Annotated in this window: 18 protein-coding genes; 14 read left to right on the top strand and 4 right to left on the bottom strand. The window is 58.3% G+C overall.

Features of this window, described 5'->3' with window-relative positions; all coding sequences use genetic code 11:
* Positions 1-54: 54 nt before the first annotated feature.
* Complete coding sequence (ftsK, locus tag ACW55A_RS18805; RefSeq protein ID WP_058417278.1) at positions 55-2460, bottom strand: DNA translocase FtsK; 2406 nt, start codon at positions 2458-2460, stop codon at positions 55-57.
* A gap of 468 nt (positions 2461-2928) precedes the next feature.
* Here ftsK and aat point away from each other — a divergent pair, with 468 nt between their 5' ends.
* From aat to infA, 3 genes are all read left to right on the top strand, one after another.
* Positions 2929-3618 carry a leucyl/phenylalanyl-tRNA--protein transferase gene (aat, locus tag ACW55A_RS18800; protein ID WP_044308822.1) on the top strand — a complete coding sequence of 230 codons (690 nt, stop codon included), beginning with the start codon at positions 2929-2931 and terminating at the stop codon, positions 3616-3618.
* 48 nt (positions 3619-3666) lie between these two features.
* Positions 3667-4374: an arginyltransferase gene (locus ACW55A_RS18795; RefSeq protein WP_003371761.1), complete on the top strand. Its 708-nt coding sequence runs from the start codon at positions 3667-3669 to the stop codon at positions 4372-4374.
* Between the two features lie 101 nt (positions 4375-4475).
* The gene (gene infA, locus ACW55A_RS18790; RefSeq protein WP_002553999.1) at positions 4476-4694 is read left to right on the top strand and encodes a translation initiation factor IF-1; all 219 of its coding nucleotides are present in this window, start codon (positions 4476-4478) and stop codon (positions 4692-4694) included.
* A gap of 117 nt (positions 4695-4811) precedes the next feature.
* On the opposite strand, the gene clpA is transcribed toward infA, so the two are convergent.
* Together clpA and clpS are read right to left on the bottom strand one after the other, a co-directional pair.
* A complete protein-coding gene (gene clpA / locus ACW55A_RS18785; protein ID WP_003371759.1) occupies positions 4812-7085 on the bottom strand; it encodes an ATP-dependent Clp protease ATP-binding subunit ClpA in 2274 nt (757 codons plus the stop codon).
* Between the two features lie 30 nt (positions 7086-7115).
* On the bottom strand, positions 7116-7478 hold the full coding sequence (clpS, locus tag ACW55A_RS18780; RefSeq protein ID WP_003405085.1) for an ATP-dependent Clp protease adapter ClpS: 363 nt from the start codon (positions 7476-7478) through the stop codon (positions 7116-7118).
* A gap of 218 nt (positions 7479-7696) precedes the next feature.
* On the opposite strand from clpS, the gene ACW55A_RS18775 reads away from it, so the two are divergent.
* Together ACW55A_RS18775 and ACW55A_RS18770 are read left to right on the top strand one after the other, a co-directional pair.
* The gene (locus tag ACW55A_RS18775) at positions 7697-7981 is read left to right on the top strand and encodes a cold shock domain-containing protein (protein ID WP_499140575.1); all 285 of its coding nucleotides are present in this window, start codon (positions 7697-7699) and stop codon (positions 7979-7981) included.
* A 617-nt stretch (positions 7982-8598) separates the two neighbouring features.
* The gene (locus ACW55A_RS18770; protein WP_044308824.1) at positions 8599-10821 is read left to right on the top strand and encodes an NADP-dependent isocitrate dehydrogenase; all 2223 of its coding nucleotides are present in this window, start codon (positions 8599-8601) and stop codon (positions 10819-10821) included.
* Positions 10822-10972: 151 nt separating this feature from the next.
* On the opposite strand, the gene ACW55A_RS18765 is transcribed toward ACW55A_RS18770, so the two are convergent.
* A complete protein-coding gene (locus tag ACW55A_RS18765; RefSeq protein WP_498811111.1) occupies positions 10973-11854 on the bottom strand; it encodes an alpha/beta fold hydrolase in 882 nt (293 codons plus the stop codon).
* A gap of 303 nt (positions 11855-12157) precedes the next feature.
* On the opposite strand from ACW55A_RS18765, the gene ACW55A_RS18760 reads away from it, so the two are divergent.
* From ACW55A_RS18760 to aceA, 9 genes are all read left to right on the top strand, one after another.
* The gene (locus ACW55A_RS18760; protein WP_024663379.1) at positions 12158-13063 is read left to right on the top strand and encodes a LysR family transcriptional regulator; all 906 of its coding nucleotides are present in this window, start codon (positions 12158-12160) and stop codon (positions 13061-13063) included.
* A 42-nt stretch (positions 13064-13105) separates the two neighbouring features.
* Complete coding sequence (locus ACW55A_RS18755; protein WP_003350322.1) at positions 13106-13552, top strand: NUDIX hydrolase; 447 nt, start codon at positions 13106-13108, stop codon at positions 13550-13552.
* Positions 13553-13642: 90 nt separating this feature from the next.
* A complete protein-coding gene (gene mnmA, locus ACW55A_RS18750) occupies positions 13643-14743 on the top strand; it encodes a tRNA 2-thiouridine(34) synthase MnmA (protein WP_003436015.1) in 1101 nt (366 codons plus the stop codon).
* Positions 14743-15363 carry a high frequency lysogenization protein HflD gene (gene hflD / locus ACW55A_RS18745; protein ID WP_003405097.1) on the top strand — a complete coding sequence of 207 codons (621 nt, stop codon included), beginning with the start codon at positions 14743-14745 and terminating at the stop codon, positions 15361-15363. Before mnmA ends, hflD begins: the two co-directional genes overlap by 1 nt.
* 131 nt (positions 15364-15494) lie before the next feature.
* Complete coding sequence (gene purB, locus ACW55A_RS18740) at positions 15495-16865, top strand: adenylosuccinate lyase (RefSeq protein WP_003371741.1); 1371 nt, start codon at positions 15495-15497, stop codon at positions 16863-16865.
* 60 nt (positions 16866-16925) lie between these two features.
* Complete coding sequence (locus ACW55A_RS18735; protein WP_065349569.1) at positions 16926-18092, top strand: ribosomal protein uL16 3-hydroxylase; 1167 nt, start codon at positions 16926-16928, stop codon at positions 18090-18092.
* The gene (locus ACW55A_RS18730) at positions 18085-18507 is read left to right on the top strand and encodes a GNAT family N-acetyltransferase (RefSeq protein WP_003371737.1); all 423 of its coding nucleotides are present in this window, start codon (positions 18085-18087) and stop codon (positions 18505-18507) included. The genes ACW55A_RS18735 and ACW55A_RS18730 overlap by 8 nt, the downstream gene beginning before the upstream one ends.
* Before the next feature lie 186 nt (positions 18508-18693).
* Positions 18694-19437: a secretin N-terminal domain-containing protein gene (locus tag ACW55A_RS18725; protein WP_455808626.1), complete on the top strand. Its 744-nt coding sequence runs from the start codon at positions 18694-18696 to the stop codon at positions 19435-19437.
* A 528-nt stretch (positions 19438-19965) separates the two neighbouring features.
* Positions 19966-21291 carry an isocitrate lyase gene (gene aceA, locus ACW55A_RS18720; protein WP_455808625.1) on the top strand — a complete coding sequence of 442 codons (1326 nt, stop codon included), beginning with the start codon at positions 19966-19968 and terminating at the stop codon, positions 21289-21291.
* Positions 21292-21436: the final 145 nt, after the last annotated feature.

Genomic DNA, 21436 nt, shown 5'->3' with positions numbered 1-21436 from the left:
GATGATGCGACAGCGTGGCGTGCACGCCGTCGCCGCAATACGGGGTGATAAAAATCAGTCGCGCACCGGCCCGGGGGCCAGGACTTCGCGCGAACCGTTGGTATTCATGGAGGTCACGACCCCTGCCATTTCCATCGCTTCGATCATGCGCGCTGCGCGGTTATAGCCGATCTTCAACTTGCGCTGTACGGCAGAAATCGAGGCGCGACGGCTTTCCAGCACGAACTTGACGGCCTCATCGTAAAGCGCATCGCTTTCGCTGTCTTCACTGCCTTCGCCGCCACCGCCATCAAAGCCGCTGCCGGGCTCTTCGACGCCAGCGAGAATATCGTCGTTGTAGTCCGGAGAACCACGCAGCTTCCAGGCTTCTACCACACGATGCACTTCTTCGTCGGAAACGAACGCGCCATGCACACGGATCGGCAGGCTGGTGCCCGGCGGCATGTACAGCATGTCACCGTGGCCCAACAGTTGTTCGGCGCCCCCCTGGTCGATGATGGTCCGCGAATCGATCTTGCTGGACACCTGGAACGCCATACGCGTCGGAATGTTGGCCTTGATCAGACCGGTGATCACATCCACCGACGGACGCTGGGTCGCGAGGATCAGGTGAATCCCCGCCGCACGCGCCTTCTGGGCGATACGCGCGATCAGCTCTTCGACCTTCTTGCCGACGATCATCATCATGTCGGCGAACTCGTCCACCACCACGACGATGGTCGGCAGTTTGCTCAGCAGCGGCGCTTCGTCATGAATGCTTTCGCGCTTGTACAGCGGATCGGCAAGCGGCTCGCCGGCATCCTGAGCTTCCTTGACCTTCTGATTGAAGCCGGACAGGTTACGTACGCCCATCTTCGCCATCAGCTTGTAGCGGCGCTCCATCTCGGCAACGCTCCAGCGCAAGGCGTTGGCGGCGTCCTTCATGTCGGTGACCACCGGACACAACAGGTGCGGAATACCTTCGTAGATGGACAGCTCGAGCATTTTCGGGTCGATCATGATCAGCTTGGCGTCTTCCGGGCCGGACTTGAACAGGATCGACAGGATCATGGCGTTCACACCCACCGATTTACCGGAACCGGTCGTACCGGCCACCAGCAGGTGGGGCATCTTCGCCAGATCGGTAATCACCGGCTTGCCGCCGATATCGTGGCCCAGCGCCAGGGTGACGGGCGACTTGGCGTTATCGTATTCAGGTGTGGACAACACCTCGGAGAAACGCACGATCTGGCGGTCTTCGTTAGGGATCTCGATACCGACAGTGGTCTTGCCCGGAATCACCTCGACCACACGAACGCTGGTCACGGCGAGCGAGCGCGCAAGGTCCTTGGCGAGGTTGGAAATGCGGCTGACCTTGACGCCGGCAGCTGGCTGGATCTCGTAGCGAGTAATCACCGGACCGGGATGGATGGAGTCTACCGACACCTCCACACCGAATTCCTTGAGCTTGATTTCCAGCAAATGACCGACGGCCGCCAGAGACTCCGGGGAATAGTTGAGCTGCTTCTTCTCTGCCGGGTCGAGGATGGAAATCGGCGGCAGCGTGCCTTCCACTGCGCTGTCCACGAACAGCGGGGCCTGCTTTTCCTTCATGACGCGCTTGCTGGGCTCTACAGGCTTCGAAGGCGCTGGCGCGATGACCGCAGGCACGTGCTTTTCGCGCTCGGTCATGTGTTTGCTCAACGACGCTTCACGCTCCACCAGGCGCTCTCTGGCCTTGGCCTGCTCGCGACGATCGGGCGCCACAGGCGCCACCACATCGTTGACACGCATGTCCACCTCACGCAACTGCGCAACCATCTGCTTGCGCTCGGCACGGGCGGTCCACCAGCGGTTCGCAGCGCCTTGAAACAGTTCGAACAGATCGAGGGTGATCTTGCCGGTGACATCCATCACCTTGAACCAGGACAGGTCGGTAAACACCGTCAGGCCGAACAGAAACAGGGCAATGAACAGCAAGGTGCTGCCTTGAATATTCAGGGCTTTCTTGGCCAGATCGCCGAGCACTTCGCCCAGCACACCGCCTGCCGAACCGGGGAAACCGGCCGAAAAATGGAAGTGAATATGCGCCAGCGCAGCACCCGCGAGGATCAGGAACACCAGCCCGATCAGGCGCCAGGAAAACAGCCAGCCGCTCCATTGCCAAGGCTCATGGCGATGGCGAAACACCTGCCAGGCCTTGATCGCCAGCAACAGTGGGAAGATGTAGGCGAAGTAGCCCAGAACCATGAACAGAATATCGGCACAGAACGCACCTGCACGCCCTGCGGCATTCTGAACCTGCGCCGCATTGCTGCTGGTGTGGCTCCAGCCGGGATCGCTCTGATCGTAGGTCAGCAAGGCCATCATCAGATACAGGCACAGTGCGCCAAAGGCGATCAGGGCCCCTTCCTTGAGCCGGTAGTGCAATTGCTGCCGCCAAAGCGGGACAGCGCTGGGTGCGGGGGTGGATTTCTTCAAAACGCTTTATTTCCTGCGCGGTAGCGCGAACATCTCGTTGATTGACCAGAAACGGCTGTCGGACGGCACTGACGGCTCCCGAATGGACAGGGAGTGCAGACAGCGGGAAAGCCTGTCGACAGACGCTTGAATGATAACGCCCAAAACAGGCATTGTACGGCTTTACAGCCACTTGAGTCTGTACGAAAACACACCATCTCCACTTCAGACGGTTCCGCAAGACACAACATGCTTTCACCTTCACTGATGATGTTCAATTTGAGCATGCATTACGTTTTGTGACAAAGGCTTATGGCGTGTTTCTATCAACGGCCCGCAACTTGAACGACCACACGACCGCTGCGAGACTCGCGCCCTACCGCATGCACAAGGTACGCGCCATAATGACAACCGCTTGTGACCACGCCTGTCGCACAGAGTTGCACTACAGAGCAGGTGCGCCCTCCCCTTCCGCAAAGTTGTGATGCCATGCTGACCTGGTTGAACCGCAACAGCCTCGATTTTCCGCCACTGGAAAAAGCCCTCCGCGAACCCAACGGCTTGCTTGCCGCAGGCGGAGACTTGTCGGCCGATCGCCTGATCAGCGCCTATCGACACGGCTGCTTTCCCTGGTTTCAGGACGGTCAGCCGATTCTCTGGTGGTCCCCCGATCCGCGCACTGTGTTATTTCCCGAAGAACTGCACGTCTCGCGAAGTCTTGGCAAGGTTCTGCGCCAGTCGCGCTATCGGGTGACCTTCGATCAGGACTTCGCCAGCGTGATCACGGCCTGCGCCGCCCCTCGCAGCTATGCCAACGAAACCTGGATAACCGGCTCGATGCAGGAGGCCTATATCGAGCTGCACCGCCGTGGACATGCGCACAGCGTCGAGGTCTGGGATCAGGATGAGCTGGTCGGTGGGCTTTATGGCTTGGCAATGGGCCAGCTGTTTTTCGGCGAATCGATGTTCAGCCGGGCAGATAACGCCTCCAAGGTCGGCTTTGCCACCCTGGTAGAGCATTTGACTGAATGGGGATTTGTGTTGATCGACTGCCAGATGCCCACTCAGCATCTTCACAGCTTCGGCGCGCGCGCCATTCCTCGGCAGACTTTCGCCGATTACCTGTCCCGCCATCTTGATCAGCCGACCGACGCTGACTGGTCAGCTAGGCGAGTTTGACAGGCTGGCATACACTCATGGGTAAGGATTCACCATTAGGCGACGACCATGACAGAGCTGGCGAGGCTGAAGTTTTATGCCACTCAACCGCACACCTGCAGTTACCTGCCCGAAGAGCAGGCGACGACCCTGTTTCTGGACCCCAGCCAGCCGATGGATGTACAGGTCTATGCCGACCTGTCGGACATGGGTTTTCGCCGCAGCGGTGATCACCTTTATCGCCCGCACTGCCAGAACTGCAGCGCCTGTGTACCCGCACGCATTCCGGTAAGCCTCTTCGTTCCCGACCGTCAGCAAAAACGTATTCTGAAACGCAATGCCGACATTCAGGTGCAAAGCGCCAAACCTGTTTTCACTCAGGAATACTTCGATCTTTATCAGCGTTATATTGAACAACGGCACGCTGACGGCGACATGTTCCCGCCGAGCCGGGAGCAATTTTCGACATTTCTGGTTCGCGACCTGCCTTTCTCGCGCTTTTACGAATTTCGTGTCGATCAACGTCTGCTGGCAGTTGCCGTCACCGACCTGCTGCCCAACGGGCTTTCGGCGGTCTATACGTTCTACGAACCCGATGAAGAACGCCGCAGTCTGGGCCGTTACGCCATTTTGTGGCAGATCGCCGAAGCGGCCAGGCTGCAACTGCAGGCGGTGTACCTCGGCTACTGGATCAAGAACTGCAAAAAGATGAATTACAAGACTCAATATCGCCCCATCGAGCTGCTCACCAATCAAAGATGGGTCACTCTGTATTGAACCCCTTGGCTTAAACTGGTTTTTTCGGGCACAATGCACGCCGCTTTTGCCTGGCGCCACTTGCACCGGGCCACTCATTTGTATACCGAGGGCTTTACTGCATGTCGAAAGAAGACAGCTTCGAAATGGAAGGCACTGTCGTCGACACCCTGCCCAACACCATGTTTCGCGTGGAGTTGGAAAACGGGCACGTCGTAACCGCGCATATCTCCGGCAAGATGCGCAAGAATTACATTCGTATTCTGACCGGTGACAAAGTGCGTGTAGAGCTGACGCCCTACGACCTGAGCAAAGGGCGCATCACCTACCGCGCTCGCTAAACAGGCATTAACGAAAACGCCCGGCATAAGCCGGGCGTTTTTGTATGCCTGTTTTTTACAATCGATGTCCTCGACATGCCCCGCATCCGTCAATGATGCGGGGCGAGGCGTCGGCTATCAGGCCATTTCTGCCGTGGTTTCGAAATCGAAGGTGATCTCACCATCCTTGATATCGATGTGAACCACGCCGCCATGTTCTGACAGTTCGCCGAACAGGATCTCTTCGGCGAGAGGCCGTTTGATCTTGTCCTGAATCAGGCGAGCCATCGGTCTGGCACCCATTGCCGCATCGTAACCACCCTGCGCCAGCCAGCTTCTCGCCGCCTCGGACACTTCGAGCAGTACGCGCTTGTCTTCCAGCTGGGCCTGAAGCTCGGTGAGGAACTTGTCGACCACGCTCTTGATGACTTCGTGACTGAGGCGACCGAACTGAATGATTGTATCCAGACGGTTGCGGAACTCTGGCGTGAAGCTCTTCTTGATCACTTCCATCGCATCGGACGAGTGGTCCTGATGCGTGAAACCGATCGAAGCGCGCGCAGCAGACTCAGCCCCGGCGTTGGTGGTCATGATCACGATCACATTGCGGAAGTCCGCCTTGCGCCCGTTGTTGTCGGTCAGCGTACCGTGGTCCATCACCTGCAGAAGCAGATTGAAGACTTCCGGGTGAGCCTTTTCGATTTCATCGAGCAACAGCACACAATGTGGCTGGCGGGTAATGGCCTCGGTCAGCAGACCGCCCTGGTCGAAACCGACGTAACCCGGAGGCGCACCGATCAGACGGGAAACAGTATGCCGCTCCATGTACTCGGACATGTCGAAACGGATCAACTCGACGCCCAGTGCCTTGGCCAACTGACGCGCCGCCTCGGTCTTTCCGACGCCCGTAGGGCCGGCGAACAGGAAAGAACCGACCGGCTTGTCAGGCGACTTGAGGCCTGCACGGGACAGCTTGATCGCAGTCGACAACGAATCGATGGCCGCATCCTGCCCGAAGACGGTGAGCTTGAGATCACGCTCCAGGTTACGCAGCAGTTCCTTGTCGGAGCTGTTGACGTGTTTTGGCGGAATGCGCGCGATCTTGGCGACAATGTCTTCGACCTGAGGCACATCGATGCGCTTGACGCGCTGCTCGACAGGCTGCAGACGCTGATAGGCACCCGCCTCATCGATCACGTCAATGGCCTTGTCAGGCATATGACGATCATTGATGTAGCGCGAGGCGAGCTCGGCGGCGGCGCGCAGGGCTTCGTCGCTGTATTCGATGCTGTGATGCTGCTCGAAACGGCTTTTCAGGCCGCGCAGGATGCCGATGGTGTCCTCGACCGAAGGCTCGGACACATCGACTTTCTGGAAGCGACGCGCCAAGGCACGATCCTTCTCGAAAATCCCGCGAAATTCCTGAAAGGTCGTCGAACCGATGCAACGGATCTCGCCGGAAGACAGCAGCGGCTTGAGCAGGTTGGAAGCATCCATTACCCCGCCGGACGCTGCGCCAGCACCGATGATCGTATGGATCTCGTCAATGAACAGGATCGCCTGAGGACGCTTGCGCAGTTCATTGAGCAACGCCTTGAAGCGCTTCTCGAAATCGCCGCGGTATTTCGTCCCGGCCAGCAACGCGCCAAGATCGAGCGAGTAGACGACGCTGTTGGCAAGCAGGTCAGGCACCTGATTGTCGACGATGCGCTTGGCCAGACCTTCGGCGATGGCCGTTTTACCGACACCCGCTTCACCGACCAGCAAAGGATTGTTCTTGCGGCGACGAGCCAGAATCTGTGCCACCCGCTCGACTTCGCTTTCGCGGCCGACCAGTGGATCGATGCGCCCCTGACGCGCCAACTCGTTCAGATTGCTGGCATAGGCATCCAGAGGATTGCCTGAGGAAGATGCTTCACCGCCCTCGTCATCCTGCATATCCTGTTCACCTTCAGAAGAGTGTTCGCCATGCCCTGGAACCTTGGAGATACCGTGGGCGATATAGTTGACGACATCAATCCGGGCCACGCTCTGCTGCTTGAGCAGAAATACGGCCTGGCTTTCCTGCTCACTGAAAATCGCAACCAGCACGTTGGCACCGGTCACTTCGCGCTTGCCGGAGCTCTGCACGTGGAAGACTGCCCGTTGCAGCACGCGCTGAAACCCGAGCGTCGGTTGTGTCTCGCGGTCCTCGTCATGAACGGGGATCAGCGGAGTGGTGGAGTCGATGAACTCCTGCAGATCATGCTTGAGTTTATCGAGGTTTGCGCCGCAGGCACGCAGTACAGTGGCTGCAGCCTCATTGTCCAATAGAGCCAGCAGGAGATGCTCGACCGTCATGAACTCATGACGCTTCGAACGTGCCTCCTTGAAGGCAAGATTGAGGGTGACTTCGAGCTCACGGTTTAACATAGCTTCACCTCATACCCAAGTGGTCGGCGTTTAACCGTCCTTCTCGATCTCACAGAGTAGCGGATGCTGGCTCTCCCTGGCGTATTGATTGACCTGCATTGCCTTGGTCTCGGCGATGTCGCGGGTAAACAATCCGCAGACTGCCCGTCCCTCTGTATGGACGGCCAGCATGACTTTGGTAGCCAGCTCACGATTCAGGTTAAAAAACACCTCGAGCACTTCTACGACGAAATCCATCGGGGTGTAGTCATCGTTGAATAAAACCACCTTGTACATCGGTGGCGCCTGCAGGGTCGGCTTGGCGTCCTGCACCGCAATGCCCGCCGAGTCGTCCTCGTGCGACTGCGGATCATCCTGATTGAATGTTAGTCGAATCTTGCTGAATGCATGCATGGAAAGAAATGTTCGTTTGAGGGCGGATTGAGCAATTTAGTCGCAGTCTGGACGGTTTTTAAATGGGCTGCCACATGACCTTGACTATCAGCTAAACGGTGTTACAACCAATAGAGCCCACATTGGGTAAAAAGGGTCCGCACAGTCAACCAAAATTTTTTGGGTGGGTAGCGGATTGAAGTGGATGATACTCCTGACGGAGTCCTTTGCAGAGGGAGATGGTGATGATTGAAGGAAAAGTCAAGTGGTTCAACAATGCAAAAGGGTTTGGGTTCATAAACGCTGAAGGCAAGAGTGACGAGGACCTGTTCGTTCATTTCTCGGCTATCGAAATGGAAGGTTACAAAACCCTCAAGGCTGGCCATAAAGTCAGATTTGAAGTCGCCCACGGCCCTAAAGGGCTGCAGGCAATAAAAATCAACAGCTCGGAAGAGAAAAAGCTGGATCCGGCAAAGGACACGCAGCCGCTGCTTCAGCAGGACCACGCTCACGCGGACGCCTGATGCTCGTGTTGAAAAAGTCAGTTGATGTATAACGGCAGCCATCAGAGCAGCCGAACTGCCAGAAGCACGCAATGAGCTTTGCCGGACACATAAAGAGACAGCTATGTTGGTCTGCTTTATACCCGTCGCGCTCCACAGGGTATCGAATTAGCGGTTGTTGCACCGCGGATGCCCAGACTCCAGGACGTTCATATGGCCTGCGCAGCCCAGCCCGTACAATGGAAGTTCGCCCCTCTCCCATCGAATTCGTCCTACCTTCAGGCCTGCTGGGGCCGATGCGCCAGCCACTCCGAGTGCCTGTCTGGCAAACCGCACGTTCGACCAACGGCGGATATTCATTTTTCGATAGCTCGCATAGCATTAATGCTTGGTGCCAATGGTTTGATATACTCGCGCCGTGACCGCAGAGTCATCAAGGCCGACCCGTCCGAATTCTGACCCTCGGCCTTCCTTATGCGTCGGGCTGCTACCTGACCCGACAGCTTGACGCTCGACTGATGCACCCAACATCACCGCGAATAAACCTCGACCTGGCTCATGGCCGAACCGTGGGCAAGCGCGCTTAGAATGCGCGTATCGAGATTTTGTGCATGCTCAGCAAAAGAGAGTTAATACGAATGTCCAACCGCTCGAAGATCATCTACACCTTCACCGACGAAGCTCCGGCCCTCGCCACCTACTCCCTGCTGCCTATTATCGAAGCGTTCACAGCGACCTCCGATATCGACGTGGAAACACGCGACATTTCTCTGGCGGGCCGTGTTCTTTCCAGCTTCCCGGAATTGCTTGCCGACAAAAAAGTGCCGGATCATCTCGCCGAGCTGGGCAAACTGGCTACCACGCCAGAAGCCAACATCATCAAGCTGCCTAACATCAGCGCCTCGGTCCCGCAATTGAAGGCGACCATCAAGGAGCTTCAGAATCAGGGCTACAACATCCCTGACTACCCTGAAAATCCTGCCACTGACGCGGAAAAAGAAACCCGCGCACGCTACGACAAGACCAAGGGCAGCGCCGTGAACCCGGTTCTGCGCGAAGGCAACTCCGATCGCCGCGCCCCGCTGTCGGTCAAGAACTACGCGCGCAAACACCCGCACAAGATGGGCGCCTGGTCAGCTGACTCCAAGGCTCACGTTGCACACATGAGCAACGGCGACTTCTACGGCAGCGAAAAAGCCGCCGAGATCGCGGCCGACAATACCGTCAAGATCGAACTCGTCGCTCAGGACGGCACCACCACCGTCCTGAAAGAAAAAACCGCCGTCAAGGCTGGCGAAGTCGTCGACTGCTCGGTCATGAGCGCCAAGGCCCTGCGCAGCTTCATTGCTGCCGAAATCGAAGACGCCCGCAAGCAGGGCGTGCTGTTTTCGGTGCACTTGAAAGCGACCATGATGAAGATCTCCGACCCGATCATGTTCGGCCAGATCGTCGACGAGTTCTACAAGGATGCGCTGACCAAGCACGCTGATACGCTCAAACAGATCGGCTTCAGCCTGAACAATGGCATCGGCGACCTGTACGAGCGCATCACTAGCCTGCCCGCTGACAAGCAGGCAGAAATCAAGGCTGATATCGAAGCGGTCTACGCCGTTCGCCCACAGCTGGCGATGGTCAATTCCGACAAGGGCATCACCAACCTGCACGTGCCGAGCGACGTCATCGTCGACGCCTCAATGCCGGCAATGATTCGTGACTCCGGCAAGATGTGGGGCACAGACGGCCAGTTGCACGATGCCAAGGCCGTGATTCCGGATCGCTGCTACGCCACCATCTATCAGGCAGTCATCGAAGACTGCAAGAAAAATGGCGCATTCGACCCGACCACCATGGGCAGCGTACCGAACGTCGGCCTGATGGCTCAGAAGGCCGAAGAGTATGGCTCCCACGACAAGACGTTCCACATTCAGACCAACGGCGTTGTTCGTGTAACTGACAGCCAGGGCAACCTGCTGATGGAACAGAAGGTCGAAGCGGGCGATATCTGGCGCATGTGCCAGGCCAAGGACGCACCGATTCAGGACTGGGTGAAACTGGCCGTCAATCGTGCCCGCGCCAGCAATACCCCGGCTATCTTCTGGCTGGATTCGTCCCGCGCCCATGACAGCGTGATGATCGAAAAAGTGCGCAAGTACCTGGGCGACCACGACACGTCGGGCCTGGATATCCAGATCCTGTCACCTGTCGACGCGATGAAGCTGACCCTGGAACGCACTCGCGCAGGCAAGGACACCATTTCGGTCACCGGTAACGTACTGCGCGACTACCTGACCGACCTGTTCCCGATCATGGAACTGGGCACCAGCGCGAAGATGCTGTCGATCGTTCCGCTGATGAACGGGGGCGGCCTGTTCGAAACCGGCGCAGGTGGTTCGGCTCCGAAGCACGTGCAACAGTTCGTCGAGGAAAACTTCCTGCGCTGGGATTCGCTGGGTGAATTCCTGGCTCTGGCAGCGTCCCTCGAGCATCTGGGCCATGCCTACAACAATCCGAAAGCACTGGTTCTGTCCAAGACCCTCGACCAGGCCACTGGCGAGTTCCTGGACCGTAACAAGTCGCCTTCGCGCAAGGTCGGCGGTATCGATAACCGCGGCAGCCACTTCTACCTGACCCTGTTCTGGGCTCAGGCACTGGCGGCTCAGAACGACGATGCAGACCTCAAGGCGCAGTTCGCACCTCTGGCGAAAACCCTGACCGACAACGAAGAAAAAATCGTTGCCGAGCTGAACGCGGTTCAGGGCAAGCCGGTAGACATCGGCGGCTACTACTTCCCTAACCCGGAAGTCACCAGCAAGGCCATGCGCCCGAGCGCCACGCTCAACGCGGCTATCGCCGCGCTGTAAGAGGCAATCCGAGGCGGTGCATAAAAATGCACCGCCTCGCAAAAAAATCCCCGGCCTTTTGCCGGGGATTTTTTTATCCATGAAAAATTTCAGTTACAGGTGTGATCTCGCAAGCCTGGGAGATCCCTGCTCAAGAACATGATTGCCCCCTTCAGTTTTTCAGCGCGCGCGAAAGAAAGTCGCGAATGTATTCAGCGACCTCCGGCGCGTGCGTTTCCAATGCAAAGTGGCCTGCATCCAGCAGATGCACTTCAGCCGCCGGAACGTCCTTGCGAAAAGCATGCGCGCCGGGAGGTATGAACGCAGGATCGTGCTTGCCCCAGACCGCCAGCAAGGGTGGCTGATATTTGCGCAGGCACTCCTGAAACGAGGGGTAAGCCGCTACGTTACTGCGGTAGTCGAGAATCAGATCAAGCTGGATCTCTTCTGCGCCCGGCCGCGCCATATACAGAATGTCGAGGTTGTAGCCATCGGGAGAAAGCTTTTCAGGATCGGCTCCCGTACCGTATTGCCAGTCCCGGATGACTTGCGGTGAGAGCGAGGCGCGACAGGCTTCGCGATTGGCTGCCGAAGGCTCGCGCCAATAGGCTTGCCACGGGCCCCATTGATCGCTGAATCCCTCCAGGTAGGCATTGCCGTTCTGACTGATGATTGCGGTGACCTTCTCCGGGTTCGCCGCTGCGAGCCGCAAACCTGTCGGTGCGCCATAGTCGAATATGTATAACGCATACTTCTTCAGGCCCAGCGCCTCGGTGAAGCCCTCGATTACCTTGTAAAGGTTTTCGAATGTGTAATCGAACTGCCCGCGCGGTGGTGCTTTGGTATTACCAAATCCGGGCAGATCGGGAGCGATCAGGCGGTACTGACTCGCCAACAATGGCATCAGGTCACGAAACATGTGACTGGCACTCGGGAAACCATGAAGCAACAGCAGCACCGGGGCGTCCTTGGCTCCGACTTCGCGATAGCACACATTGACGTCCCCTACCTGCTGAGTGTGAAACGTCACGCGGAAGGCATCATCAATGCTCATTGCACTTTCCCTGGATAGAGGTTTATTACTTGCAGAAGCGGCGCTCACCAACGACGCCCCGAGAGCAGAAGCAGCGCCTAACGCTGACGCTTGTAAAACCTTGCGCCGACTGACACCGGATGCGGCATTTTCAGCGTCGACTGAACCGGAATTTTTCATAGCAGAGTCTGACCGGGCTGGATGAATGAGTCGCCATCCTAGTCATTGCAACTGGACTGCAGAATTACCGAAAAAATCAATTCACCCTTTCAATTTCTGAAATGCTGATACGATTTCGCGTCTTTCGTGGCAAGCAGGCTGCCTATGGACCGTATTCAGGAAATGACGCTTTTTGCCGGACTTGCCGAGCAAACCAGTTTTGCCGGGGTAGCCCGCCATTTTGGCCTGTCGACCGCCACGGTAACCCGGGCTGTCGCGAGTCTGGAGAGCCGCCTGGGCATCCTGCTGGTGGTGCGCACCACTCGCAACATGCGGCTCACCGAGGCGGGCCAGCGCTTCGCCGCTGATTGCCGCCGACTGCTTGCCGACCTTGATGAGGCTGAAAGCGCGGCAGGCGGCTTGCATGCAGTGCCAGGCGGCCTGCTGACGATCACCGCACCCCAGATGTTCGGCGCGCTGCATGTCGTGCCCGTAATGACGAGCTTTCTCGAGCGTTTTCCGGCTGTGGACATCCGTGCCATTCTGGTCGACCGAGTAGTGTCCATGCTCGATGAGGGCGTCGACGTGGCCGTCAGGATCGGTGCCCTGCCCGATTCGTCTCTGACCGCAATCCCGACAGGTAGCGTGCGGCGCATGGTTTGCGCATCCCCGGCCTATCTCGAAAAGCATGGAGTTCCGCAGCATCCCGACGATTTGCGACAGCATTCGACGGTTTCAACCACCACCGCCGAACGCCCGCCTCAATGGCTTTTCCGGATCGATGACAATAATTATTCGGTCGATGTCGCCTCGAGACTCAGCCTGACGTCTTATCAGGCGGCGATCAGCGCAGCATTACAAGGCTGGGGGCTGACCCAGGTGCCGTACTATCAGATACGCGATCACCTGCAGGAAGGCAGGCTCAAGTGTGTTCTGGAGACGTTCGAAATAACGCCGGAACCGGTTCACGTTGTTTACCTGGAGGGCCGTCGTCGCTCATCCAAAGTGCGAGCCTTTGTGGACTTCTGCGTCAGTGCCCTGAGGCATGACCTGCAGTTCGAGCACCAATAAGCTGTTACGGCCGACCCAATCCCCTGCAAAGAGACCATTACCATGACCTGGCAAGCCCACGTTACCGTCGCCACCATCGTCGAAGATCAAGGCCGCTTTCTTTTCGTTGAGGAAATCAAAGGCGGACGCGCCGTACTCAACCAACCCGCCGGGCACTTGGACCCGAACGAAAGCCTGCAACGTGCCGCCGTGCGTGAAACCCTGGAAGAAACCGGCTGGGACGTCGAATTGACCAGCGTGGTGGGCATCTACCTGTACACCGCGCCGAGCAATGGCGTGACCTACCAGCGAATCTGCTTTGCCGCCAAGGGCCTGCGCCACCACCCGGAGTATCAACTCGATGAAGGCATCGTCGGCGCAGTCTGGCTGACTCGCGATGAACTAGTGGCCCAACAGGAGCGCTGGCGCAGCGAGCTGGTATTGCGTTGTCTGGACGACTACCTCGATGGCGAACATTTCAGTCTCGACCTGCTGCGCGACAAGGCGTGAGACTCGACGCCCTCAGCCTGATAGAATCGCGTCCTTTTACAGGTCAGCCGTTGAACCCCCATGCGTGATCCAGCCCCCTCGAACTCAGAAATGAAGCGCGTCATAGTCGGCATGTCCGGCGGCGTGGACTCTTCCGTTTCCGCCGTACTGCTCATGGAGCAGGGTTATCAGGTGGAAGGCTTGTTCATGAAGAACTGGGAAGAAGACGACGGAACGGAATACTGCACCGCCCGCGAAGACCTGGCGGACGCCCAGGCCGTGTGCGACAAGATCGGCATCAAGCTGCACACGGCCAACTTCGCGGCCGAGTACTGGGACAACGTCTTCGAGCACTTCCTTGAAGAGTACAAGGCCGGGCGCACCCCTAACCCGGACATCCTGTGTAACCGCGAAATCAAGTTCAAGGCGTTTCTCGACTACGCACTGATGCTGGGCGCTGACCTTATCGCTACAGGCCATTACGTGCGCCGCCGTGATATCGATGGACGTACCGAGCTGCTCAAGGGCCTGGACCCGAACAAGGACCAGAGCTACTTCCTGCACGCCGTTGGCGGCGAGCAGATCGCCCGGACGCTGTTCCCGGTTGGCGAACTGGAAAAACCGGAAGTCCGGGCCATTGCCGAAAAACACGGCCTGGCCACTGCCAAGAAGAAGGATTCCACCGGAATCTGCTTCATTGGCGAGCGCCGCTTCACTGATTTTCTGCGCCAGTACCTGCCCGCCCAGCCCGGCGAAATCAAGACCACCGAGGGTGAAGTCATCGGTCGTCACAGCGGCCTGATGTACCACACCATCGGCCAGCGCCAGGGCCTGGGAATCGGCGGCCTCAAGGACGCCAGTGATGATCCGTGGTACGTGCTGGTCAAGGACCTGGACAACAATGAACTGATTGTCGGTCAGGGCAATGATCACCCCTGGCTGTTTTCCCGTGCGCTGGTTTCTTCGGAAATCTATTGGGTCAACCCGATCGACCTGAGCAGCCCGCGCAAGCTCACCGCGAAGGTCCGTTATCGTCAAGGCGACCAGCCGTGCACGCTGGAAAAGACCGCTGACGGTTACCGCGCCACATTCGATGACCCGCAGCGCGCCGTCACCCCCGGCCAGTCCGTGGTGTTCTACGACGGCGAAATCTGTCTGGGCGGCGGCGTGATCGAAATTGCCGAACCCTGGACCAGCAAGGACAAGCGTTGATGAGCCCGACTCAGGAACAACTGATCGCTCTGGGCGGTGTATTCCAGGCCGCCGTGCTGGTCGACCGGATCGCCAAGACCGGTCAGATCAGCGAAGCAGCCCTAAGCTGCATGCTCGGCAGCCTGCTGGTGGTCGACCCCAAGGATACGCTGGACGTTTACGGCGGCGACGATCTCAACCTGCACGAAGGCTATCGCGCCATGGCCAGCGCCCTGGAACGTGACCCGGCAACCTTGCAACGCGAACCGTTGCGCTACGCCCTGTCGATGCTCGGCCTCGAGCGCCAGCTGGCCAAGCGCGATGACCTGCTTGAAGTGATCGGCAAACGCATTCCGGTGATTCAGTCCCAGGTCGAGCATTTTGGCATCGCCCATGAGAACGTGATTGCCGCGACCGGCGCGCTGTACCAGGACACCCTGAGTACCTTGCGCCAGCGCATTCAGGTACAAGGCGACATGCGTAACCTGCAGCAGCCGAACAATGCCTCGAAGATTCGCGGCATTCTGCTGGCCGGTATTCGCTCTGCCCGCCTGTGGCGGCAAGTTGGCGGTCATCGCTGGCAACTGGTGTTCAGCCGCCGCAAGTTGTTGAAAGAACTCTACCCATTGCTGCACGGCTGACCCGCCGCGCGCCAATGACCTTCACCACCCCAGGCACGACGCTGTCTACGCTGGTCGGCGGGCTCCGGTCCGACTGACTTTTCATGTATGATATGCGCCCTTTTCGTCGCCCGACTGTCCGAGAGCATCCCATGCAGCTTTCTTCGCTCACTGCGGTTTCCCCTGTTGATGGCCGCTACGCCGGCAAAACCCAGGCCTTGCGCCCTATTTTCAGCGAATACGGCCTGATCCGTTTTCGCGTGATGGTTGAAGTTCGCTGGCTCCAGCGTCTTGCGGCTCACCCGCAAATCACCGAAGTCCCGGCCTTCTCCGCGCAAGCCAATGCCATCCTGGATGCCCTGGCTGAAGACTTCTCCGTGGAACATGCCGAGCGCGTCAAGGAAATCGAGCGCACCACCAATCATGACGTGAAGGCTGTGGAGTATCTGCTCAAGGAGCAGGCTGCCAAATTGCCAGAGCTGGAAAAGGTCAGCGAGTTCATCCACTTCGCCTGCACCAGCGAAGACATCAACAACCTGTCTCACGCACTGATGCTGCGCGAGGGTCGCGACACCGTAGTGCTGCCACTGATGCGCCAGATCGCCGACGCCATCCGCGAGCTGGCGATTCGCTTTGCAGACGTGCCGATGCTGTCCCGCACTCACGGCCAGCCCGCCTCCCCGACCACACTGGGCAAGGAGTTGGCAAACGTCGTTTACCGCCTCGAGCGCCAGATCAGTCAGATCGCAGCAGTCCCGTTGCTCGGCAAAATCAACGGCGCAGTCGGCAACTACAATGCCCACCTCTCTGCCTATGCAGACATCGACTGGGAAGCCAATGCGCGGGCCTTCATCGAAGACGAGCTGGGCCTGGGTTTCAACCCCTACACCACGCAGATCGAACCGCACGACTACATTGCCGAGCTGTTCGACGCCATTGCCCGCTTCAACACCATCCTGATCGACTTCGACCGCGACATCTGGGGCTACATCTCGCTGGGCTATTTCAAGCAGCGCACCATTGCTGGCGAAATCGGCTCCTCAACCATGCCGCACAAGGTCAACCCGATCGACTTCGAAAACTCCGAAGGCAACCTGGGCATCGCCAACGCACTGTTCCAGCACCTGGCGAGCAAGCTGCCTGTGTCCCGCTGGCAGCGTGATCTGACCGACTCCACCGTACTGCGCAACCTGGGCGTCGGCTTTGCCCATAGCGTCATTGCCTACGAAGCCAGCCTCAAGGGCATCAGCAAGCTGGAACTGAACGAGCAGCGCATTGCCGCCGATCTGGACGCTTGCTGGGAAGTTCTGGCAGAGCCGATTCAAACCGTCATGCGTCGTTACAACATCGAAAACCCGTACGAAAAACTGAAGGAGCTGACACGCGGCAAGGGCATCGGCCCTGAAGCGCTGCAGACTTTCATCGATGGCCTGGACATGCCTGCCGAAGCCAAGGCCGAGCTCAAGAAGCTCACGCCTGCCAATTACATCGGTAACGCAGCCGCTCAGGCCAAGCGCATCTGACACGCAAAAAAATTGCACACGCCCGGCTGTGCCGGGCGTTTTCATTTCAAGGGCTTACACATGAATCCTGATATTCCTCTACAACTTCTGGGCGGCATCACTGCTCGCGTTTTCCTGCGTGACTACTGGCAGAAAAAACCGCTGCTGATCCGCCAGGCTCTGCCGGACTTTCAAAGCCCGATCGACGCGGACGAGCTTGCCGGCCTCGCCCTGGAAGAAGAAGTGGAGTCGCGCCTGGTCATCGAAAACGGCGAGCGCCCGTGGGAGCTGCGTCGTGGCCCGTTCGCTGAAGACGAATTCAGCAAACTGCCCGAGCGCGACTGGACGCTGCTGGTCCAGGCCGTGGACCAATTCGTTCCGGAAGTCAGCGAGCTGCTGGAAAACTTCCGCTTTCTGCCCAGCTGGCGGATTGACGATGTGATGATCAGCTACGCAGCCCCTGGCGGCAGCGTCGGTCCGCACTTCGACAACTATGATGTGTTCCTGCTTCAGGGGCATGGCAAACGCCACTGGCAGATCGGCCAGATGTGCGATGCGGAAAGCCCGCTGCTGCAGCATGCCGACCTGCGCATCCTTGCCGAATTCGAGAAGACCGAAGAGTGGACGCTGGAACCGGGCGACATGCTTTATCTACCGCCGCGCCTAGCGCACTGCGGCGTCGCCGTCGACGACTGCCTGACCTACTCGGTCGGTTTCCGCGCACCAAGCGCCGCCGAAGTCCTGACTCACTTCACTGACTTCCTCAGCCAGTTCATACCGGACGAAGAGCGCTACACCGATGCTGACGCCCAGCCGGTCAGCGATCCTCATCAGATCCAGCATGAAGCGCTTGATCGCCTGAAAACGCTGCTGGCCGAGCACATGAGTGACGAACGCCTGCTGCTGACCTGGTTCGGCCAGTTCATGACCGAACCGCGCTACCCGGAACTGGTGACCGGCCCAGAGCTCGACGAACAGGACCTGCTCGACAGCCTTGAGCAGGGCGCGGTGCTGATTCGTAACCCGAGCGCACGGCTGGCGTGGTCTGAAGTCGATGACGATCTGCTACTGTTTGCCAGTGGCCAGAGCCGCCTGCTGCCAGGCAGCCTGCGTGACCTGCTCAAACTGATCTGTGCCGCCGATGCATTGCACAGCGAAAACCTTGGCCAATGGTTGGCCGATGACGAGGGGCGCAATTTGCTTTGCGAACTCGTAAAACAAGGAAGCCTGGGATTTGCCGATGAATAAAGTCACTGTAACTGTCGCCCAATGGCAGAAGAACAACGCCGATATCCGGCGCATACGCGATTCGGTATTCATTGCCGAACAATCGGTGCCGCCGGAACTGGAGTGGGATGCCGAAGACGCAGGTGCCGTGCATTTTCTGGCGTACGAGGGTGAATATGCGGTGGGCACTGCCCGACTGCTGCCCGATGGCGAGATCGGTCGCCTGTCAGTCCTGAGAGACTGGCGTGGCCTGAAGGTCGGCGAGGCTCTGTTGGGTGCAGTGATCCATGAAGCCGAACAGCGTGGGCTCAAGCCGCTCAAGCTGAGCGCTCAGGTGCAGGCCGTCGAGTTTTATCAGCGCTTCGGCTTTTCGGTTATCAGCGACGAGTTTCTCGAAGCCGGCCTGCCACACGTTGATATGCTCCGCGAAGCGTGATCAACGCAGTTATGTAGGCGCTTGCAGCGGCACTACATGATGATCGCCCTGCTCTTTTTCGCTCGCCCCCCTCAAGGTCGAACCGAAAAGCCGCAGGGCATTTTTATGCCTGACCATTCAGCTTGATTGCCTGCAGCCGACACAGTGGCACAATCATGCTTTACGCGCTCACCGCGGAGAATGAACATGTCAGTACGCAACTTGCTCAATGCAGCGCTCACCTCGATGCTGATCGTCTTTAGCGTTCAGGTCTTCGCGGCGACCGAAGTCGTCCCGCTCAACTACCGCACCAGTGCCGATCTGTTGCCGGTCGCCAAATCCTTTCTGGGGGACGAAGGCACCGTCAGCGCCTACGGCAATCAACTGATCGTGAATGCAGAGTCACGCAAGATCGAAGAACTTCGCGCCTTGATCTCGCAGCTCGATACGGCACCGAAACGCTTGCTGATCAGCATCGACACCAGCGACAGCGCGACCCGCAGCAGCAGTGGCTCGCGGGTTATTCAGTACGGTACCGCCAGCCGTGAAGGCGGCGTGCAACAAGTGCAGACCAGCGAGGGCACCCCGGCACTCATACAGGTTGGCCAGAGTGTGCCGCTGACCTCTTCATCCACGGACGCGTACGGATATTCCCGAAGCGACACCGAGTACCGCAATGTAACCCAAGGGTTTTACGTCACGGCCAGCGTGACCGGCGACACGGTTCACCTGAGTATCAGCACCAATCATGACCGCATGAGCCAGGAGCGACCCGACGCTATCAAGGTGCAGAGTACTGACAGCCAGGTCAGCGGACGGCTGGGAGAATGGATCACACTGGCGAGCAACAGCAATGAATCCGTCGCGGATCAAAGTGGCCTGGCGCAACGCTATTCCACACAGGGTCGTGACGATATGATTTTGCGTGTAAAGGTCGAAACCCTCGAATAGCCTGCACGGGCCGAAAACCCAATACTTACGGGCCTTTTGATGACTGCCCGGTCTACTTTTCACAAATATGTAGTGATTTAAAAAAAGCACTACAAAACGTTTGACGCCCCCCTAAAGTGCGAGGCATGATTGCCTCGCTCCCGCTAATCAGAGGCTTTGCAAAAAGCCTTCGAGTCGCCGCTCTCACACACCCGCAGAGCCGATTCGTGTCCGCATCGCCCACAAGGCAGTTTGACGAGGTTGCGACTGGAACGAAGTTGTCCCGAGGGACGGAAGCGTAAACGGTAACCCGGCAAGGCCGACGGTGATGCACAACGCCACTGCAGGCCCGACTGTCCACCTGACAGCCTCATGTCCGGACGCCCGCTCTCCCCTCGAGCACCTCGTTCGCCCGTCGCGCCACTCATAACATGCGGCTTCAGGCAAAACCCCGGATCAGCGAGCAGCCATCTACCGTGCCTTCGATAAACGAGGCGTTTTGGCGGAGCAGGACTTTCCAACGAGACCTACTTCTAGAGGTTTATCACCATGGCACTGACACGCGAACAACAAATAGCGGCTCTCGAGAAAGACTGGGCTGAAAATCCGCGCTGGAAAAACGTGACCCGTACTTATTCCGCTTCAGATGTGGTCCGCCTGCGCGGCTCGGTTCAACCCGAACACACCTTTGCACGGCTGGGCGCGGACAAGCTGTGGAACCTGGTGACCCAGGGTGCCAAACCGTCCTTTCGGCCGGACAAGGATTTCGTCAATTGCATGGGCGCCCTCACGGGCGGCCAGGCTGTGCAGCAGGTCAAGGCTGGCATTCAGGCCATCTACCTTTCCGGCTGGCAGGTCGCCGCCGACAACAACTCTGCCGAGTCCATGTACCCGGATCAGTCGCTGTACCCGGTTGACTCGGTGCCTACCGTGGTCAAGCGCATCAACAACTCGTTCCGCCGTGCCGACCAGATCCAGTGGAAAGCCGGCAAGGCGCCGGGCGACGAAGGCTACATCGACTACTTCGCTCCGATCGTGGCAGACGCGGAAGCCGGATTCGGCGGTGTACTCAATGCCTATGAGCTGATGAAAAGCATGATCGAGGCCGGTGCCGCCGGGGTGCACTTCGAAGATCAACTGGCTTCAGTGAAGAAATGTGGCCACATGGGCGGCAAAGTGCTGGTCCCGACTCAGGAAGCCATACAGAAACTGGTCGCTGCACGCCTGGCCGCCGACGTGGCCGGTGTACCGACCATCATTCTGGCCCGGACTGATGCCAACGCTGCCGACTTGCTGACATCCGATTGCGATCCGTACGACAAGCCATTCGTGACCGGCGAACGTACCCATGAGGGGTTCTACAAGGTTCGCGCCGGCCTCGATCAGGCCATCGCACGCGGTCTGGCGTACGCGCCCTACGCCGATCTGATCTGGTGCGAAACCGCCAGGCCGGATCTGGACGAGGCACGCCGCTTCGCCGAAGCGATCAAAAAGGAATACCCGGATCAGTTGCTGTCCTACAACTGCTCGCCGTCCTTCAACTGGAAGAAAAACCTCGACGACGCAACCATCGCCAAGTTTCAGCGCGAGCTGTCGGCGATGGGGTACAAGCACCAGTTCATTACCCTGGCAGGCATTCACAACATGTGGCACAGCATGTTCAATCTGGCGCATGACTACGCCCGCAACGACATGACCGCCTACGTGAAGCTGCAGGAACAGGAATTCGCCGACGCTGCCAAGGGTTATACCTTCGTGGCTCACCAGCAGGAAGTGGGTACCGGCTATTTCGACGACATGACGACCGTGATTCAGGGCGGCGTATCGTCGGTAACCGCACTCACCGGCTCGACCGAAGAAGAGCAATTCCACTGATACACCGCGCAACGCGTTGAAAACACAGGCCGTCCGTCAGGGCGGTCTGTCTTTTGTGTCAGAAGGTGCCGGTATTGATTTCGGACAATATGCAGTTGCCGGGCGAATGCTACAAAAGGCGTACTTTATAAGCAGTACCGTTACC

The sequence above is a fragment of the Plantibacter cousiniae (nom. nud.) genome (assembly GCF_977070315.1).
This window is presented reverse-complemented; position numbering and strand designations above follow the sequence as displayed.